Here is a 5,937-nt window from a genome sequence, read left to right as displayed (position 1 = left end):
ACGCTATGTGTGCATTTACTTGGATGCCACTCATATTCCAGTCCGACGTCAAACGGTTGAAAAAGAAGCTGTCTACATCGCTATTGGTATTACGGAAGAAGGAAACAAAGAAGTTTTAGACTTTACCGTTGTACCAACAGAGTCTTCTCATGTATGGGAAGAACTCCTCCAATGCCTACATGAGCGAGGAGTAGAAAACGTTCTTCTTTTCATTTCCGATGGATTGCCAGGGATGACGGATAGCATTCATCGTGTCTATCCAAAGGCGAAGCATCAAGTGTGCTGTGTACATGTCACTCGAAACATTTCCAGTAAAGTACGTGTAAGGATCGCGCGGCCATTCTCGATGATTTTAAGGCCGTCTATCAAGCGAAAGACCGTGAAGAAGCTTTAGAAGCCTTAGAACGAATGCAAAGCAAGTGGGAAAAGCCTTATCCACGTGTCATTGAATCTGTGATGAACAACGAACAGATCTTAACGTTTTTTGATTTTCCAGCTTCCATACGTCGCAGTATCTACTCGACAAACGATATGTCAAACGCAAAGAACAATTCCCGAATGAAGAATCCTTAGAACACTTTCTCGTGACACGGTTTCTAGACTATAATCACAAGTTTGGCATGCGTTGTCATCGAGGCTTTGAAAAGGCGAAATCAGAATTGATACACATGTTTGAAGCACTAGAAGATTAAGCTCTAGCACCAATCCGCCATCCTTGACCTTGTTTGCGGTCGTGGTGGTGTGTAGGTTGGCGGATGGAAAAATAAATCCCTATGTGGGACTTCATCCGCACACCTAGCGTACCACGACCGATCTTTTCTAAGTTCTCGCTGGCCGGGTCCCTGAACCCAACCAGCAAGAACTAAGAAAAGGCACAAGGTCAAGGACAAGCAGCTACCGCTGTGGCTCTGTGTTTAACCTAAAATAGAAGTTTTACCAAGTAAAATAAGCAGGGCTAACCTATCTACTAGAAACAGGGGTATTTACACAAAATTATTGACACACCCAACAAGATTCCTTCCTAGATGAGACTTATTCTATTTTCACATCTAAACTAAACTACATATCAATTGGTTTTTCCCAAAAGTCGATGTAATCGTTCTGAATTCTTTTTCCTAATTGTGCCTCCATTTGGTTTAGCAATGCATTCCATTTCCCATTTCGAGACGGCGTATTTTTAGCTTTTTGCACATCAAGCGCTTTTTTCACTAAACGTTTTTCCATTTTTGCCGCTACATAGCCTTGTTCTACCCCAAACTCTACTAATTCATCTAGTTCGGATAATAATAGAACAGCCTCTACGGTAAAGGTTTGCTCCGTTACATTTCCTACTTTATCGCTTGCAGTAATTTTCACCTCATACGTACCTGGTGTAAAATCTAAAGGTGAAATTTGAATCGTATCTTCCATTGTATTTCCATTCATCTCAATGACGACGCGATCTAAATCTCCGTCTTCATCATAGACATCCACTGGAATTTGATAGGATTCGGTAATCACAAATTGATCAAAACCAGCTAATTCATGGATGACTGGTGCTGCATTTGCATCCAATTGGATATCCTCTAAATCTGTTACTAGCAATTGAGGCGTATGGAATATGGAAGAAATACCGGATACAATAACTTGATCTCCTTCTTCGTAAAGATCCGTAAACTCTTCAAAGGAAATATTCGTGCGATTGTCAATTCGAACTTTGATTAATTGCTCTCCATTTCTTAAATCAAACTCAAATGCATTCCAATAGGAAACGATATTTTCTATTTCCCCTTCTAGGCTTACACGCTGTCCTTGATTCGATTCATCAAGTTCTTCAATCAATGTATATTCAGGTAGTTCACTTTCTCCAATGACTTCCACGTGTTGAACGTCCTCTAGCTCTTTCAGTCCATTAAACGTAGCCAAGGTACCTTTGATTCTAATTACATCCCCTACCTGATACTCGTCAGCGTGTTGAAACACATAAATTCCAGCCGTTTCATCTTGGATATAAAAACCTTTTCCACCAAATAAACCTGGTTTGGTTGTTATGACTCCTTCTACCATAGCAATTTTACCATCCGCTAGATCACGAGCTTGTTTAATCGTTAACAGTTCCACTTCTGGCTCTTCTTCTACTACGCTAGCAATCACAGCTTCTTCCGTAACAACTCTTGTTTTTCCTTGGCGAAGACGAACATTCGCATCTCCCTCTACGTTCTCATTCACTTGGACGTGTAATGTTTTCTTTGCTACTCCATTACTATCCGCTTGCAGAGAGAAGTCTTCACTATATCCAAAACTAGAAGGCCAGCTTCCATCTTCTCGTTTTACTTTCGCTATTTGTTGCCCACCTGCTAAATAGATCCCTAGATTATATCCGGTAACCGTTTGACCGGCTTCTAAACCTCTTGCTACAACTTCAATTGTAAATTCTTGATTATTTGGTAAGACAGAATTAAAATTCAACGTGAACTCTGGTTCTGTGATTGGTTCGTCTGGTTCTGTTGGATCTTCAGGCTCTTCTTCGCCAACTCCACTAGCAATCACAGCAGGTCTTGTTATTAAATTTGTTCCCCCTTGACGTAGACGAACATTGGCATCTCCAACAACATTCTCATTTAACTGTACAGTTAGAGTCTTTGTTGCTACGCCTTCACTATTTGCTTGCAAGCTGAACTCTGAACTATAACCAAAATTAGAAGGCCAGCTTCCATCTTCATTTTGTACTTTAGCAATTTGCTGTCCACCATCCAGATAGATTCCTAGATTATATCCTGAAATCGTTTGTCCTGGTGCCAATCCCTCAGCAACTACTTCAATCGTAAATACTTTATCATTCGGTAGTACAGAATCGTAATTCAATTCAAATTCTGGTTCTGGCATTGGATCTACAGATGAACCAAAGGAACCTGGTGCAAAGGTGGATGGATCATACCATTTATAATGGGATTGTGGGTTTGTCCAAGGTTCATGTTGTGGTTCTGTTGAGTTTTCCGGAATCTCCATATCAAGAAGTGGTGACACTTCATCCAACGGAATATCTGTTTCCGTAAAATCCTCATAGGCCTCTTCTTCTGCTAGCCAATCAACCATATTTAGTAGTAATGTTCCATTATCCGCATCAATGAAGCCATCATACGTTGTTTTTCTTTTTCCTGTTTCTTCATTACGGTATTTCGGTGTAATATCTTCTACTGGCGAGGAATCTCCAATAAAGGCTGCTTTCCCTTTTCCTAACTTAGAAATTGCCGCATATGGTCCCTCTTCTATTCCACCACCATGGTAGATACCTTGGTCTACGGAAGGTCCCCATTTATCACTTTCATCTAGACCATCTGGCAAATAGACAATCCCTTTTGCAAGTTTAGGATCTGTAATTGCAAGAGTGGATCCAGCGTGCATCGTAACTTCTTCTACTCCTTCGGTAATTCCAAATGATTCATCTGGATCAACGATATGATTCGCTACAATATTACCAAGAGCATTATAACGGAAACGAATTCCAAAGTTATCACTCAACCAATCCGAGCTTTCTATACCTTGCATCGCTTCTGAATTTTTTTCGTCCTCTGACATCCCTTTTGTTGGATTGTCATGGGCACCTCTTCTATATCCGTTCATTACTTCCGAGGAATCCCAGCGGTTTTTATTTCGATCCGCATTATAGTGATCGGAAATAAAGAAAATACTCCCACCATTTTCTACGTATTCCACCATCGCATCTTGCTCTACTTTTTTAAATGGAATGTTTGCCTCAGGAATAACAAATACATCATAATCCTCTAAATCTTCTAAAGTAAAAGGGCTATTCTTTCTTAGTTCTTCTACTTGATAGCCATTTTCTGCAATTCCTTCCGCAAAGTCTGAAAATGCACCATCAATGACCCAATCTGCTTGTCCAGCTGTTTGAGCATGCATGTTATCAAACAATACCTTTTTTCCATTCGGTGACTCTGGGACAATAATTGGTGCTGGATCATCCATTGTTTCTGCCTGAAATGGCATGGGAACAATGATGATACTAAGGATAACCGCTAATATAGCTATCCAAAGTCCATGAATTCTCCTTTTCATAAAAACTCCTCCTCATTTAATAGTTCTTCCTTCTTCTCTACTATCTCAAATAATTGTTTAATAGAATCGAATAATATGTAAGTTCTGAGTAAAATTTCATCCTTTATTATTGCTATCAGTCGAAACATGACATAAGATGAAAAAACATACTACTATTTGAGGTGATCGGATTGACCAATAAAGTAAGCCTTAAAATTTTATATACGAGTGATATTCATGGCAATGTACTGCCGATTGATTATGCAACGAATGAACCTGCTGAACTTGGATTAGCGAAGTACGCAACCATTGTTCAAAAGAAACGGCAAGAACATCCTCATCTCCTTGTCATCGATAATGGTGATCTCATTCAAGGCACACCATTGATGACACATTATGTCAAAGAACATTCCGATAAGCCGAACCCAATGGTTTCAGCAATGAATCATATCGGTCTCGATGCATTTATCATCGGGAATCATGAATTTAATTTTGGGAAATCTATTTTACTTGATGCTAGAGAACAGTCTAACTATCCATGGTTGTCCGCGAATCTATTAGACAAGGAAACGGATCAACCTTATTTTGGTCCTCCCTATCTCATAAAAACATTAGCAAATGGAATAAGAGTGGCCATTGTCGGCGTTACAACGCATTACATACCAAATTGGGAGAATCCTGAACATATTGAGGGAATTACGTTTCAAGATGCATTTTCAACACTCGATCATTGGGTTAAAGAAATTCGTAAAAAGGAAAATTGCGATCTCCTCATCGCTTCCTACCATGGAGGTTTTGAAAGGGATGTAGAAACAGGAGAAGCAACCGAACAATTAACGGGAGAGAATCAGGGATATCAAATGGCAGCACAAATTGAAGGAATTGACATCCTCTTAACTGGGCATCAACACCGTCTCCTCACAGGATATATTGGCGATTGCCTCGTTATCCAACCAGGAAATAACGGGCTGAATTATGGTGAGATAGATGTTGAACTGAAACAAGAAAATAACCAATGGAAGGTAACGAGCAAAAATGCAGAGATTCATAAAGTAGTAGGAGCTGCGGCAGATCCAGTTATCCTTCAAGAATTGGAAGAATTAGAACAATCTACGCAAAAATGGTTAGATCAACCATTCGGAAAGGTAGCCGGAAACATGACAATTACGGATCCGTTCCAAGCGAGAATTCAAAAACATCCCTTTATCGAATTCATTCAAAAAGTTCAGATGGACGTGAGTGGAGCAGATATTTCTGTTACCTCCCTATTAAGCAATGAATCCAGAGGCTTTTCTTCAACGATTACAATGCGAGACATTGTTTCCAACTATAAATATCCAAATACACTTGTCGTGCTTTCTTTATCAGGAAGGGATATTAAACTAGCTCTTGAGAAAACTGCAGAATATTTTTCCTTGGACAAAGATGGTCATATTACGGTAAATCCTGATTATATGTATCCCAAACCACAACATTACAATTACGATATGTGGGAAGGAATTGACTATACGATTCGCGTTTCCAATTTAAAAGGGAATCGAGTAGAACGTATTTATTATCATGGAGAACCACTTAATTTAGAAACCACCTACCATGTGGTCATGAATAATTATCGTGCAAGTGGTGGCGGAGATTATCATATGTTTAAAGATAAGCCAATCGTGAAAGAAATTCAGCAAGATATGGTAGAACTAATTAGTAATTACATTCAGAAACATCAAACAATCCAAGCTATTGTAATGAATAACTTTACAGTAAAAATTTAATCTTTATACAAAGGGGCTGTCTAATAAGTCCTGAAAAACAGATCGAGAGGAGAAAAATGTGTCTTTTTTCTCCTCTCGATTTTGTATATTTTTGGTTTTTCGCTGAAAGTGGCTTGCGGAGGCTTGCTACTTTCAG

The 5,937-nt window shown here is 39.3% G+C and carries 2 protein-coding genes and 1 pseudogene; 2 read left to right on the top strand and 1 reads right to left on the bottom strand.

The annotated features are described in order from the left end of the window. Positions 1–7: 7 nt before the first annotated feature. Positions 8–573: pseudogene (locus tag GJS40_RS10975) on the top strand (IS256 family transposase). A gap of 486 nt (positions 574–1,059) precedes the next feature. Here GJS40_RS10975 and GJS40_RS10970 read toward each other — a convergent pair. Then, complete coding sequence (locus tag GJS40_RS10970) at positions 1,060–4,056, bottom strand: endonuclease (RefSeq protein ID WP_270897900.1); 2,997 nt, start codon at positions 4,054–4,056, stop codon at positions 1,060–1,062. A gap of 161 nt (positions 4,057–4,217) precedes the next feature. On the opposite strand from GJS40_RS10970, the gene GJS40_RS10965 reads away from it, so the two are divergent. Beyond that, entirely contained in the window at positions 4,218–5,801 is a 1,584-nt protein-coding gene (locus GJS40_RS10965) for a bifunctional metallophosphatase/5'-nucleotidase (protein WP_333723928.1), read from the top strand. Positions 5,802–5,937: the final 136 nt, after the last annotated feature.

It is taken from the genome of Aliibacillus thermotolerans (assembly GCF_027853235.1).
GTDB classification, from domain to species: domain Bacteria; phylum Bacillota; class Bacilli; order Bacillales; family Marinococcaceae; genus Aliibacillus; species Aliibacillus thermotolerans.
The sequence above is the reverse complement of the archived record's forward strand: the minus strand, read 5'-3'. Positions and strand labels throughout refer to the sequence as shown.

Coding starts and splice junctions, on each gene's coding strand:
- GJS40_RS10970 (WP_270897900.1), bottom strand. CDS start 4,056: ATGAAAAGGAGAATTCATGGACTTTGGATAGCTATATTAGCGGTTATC.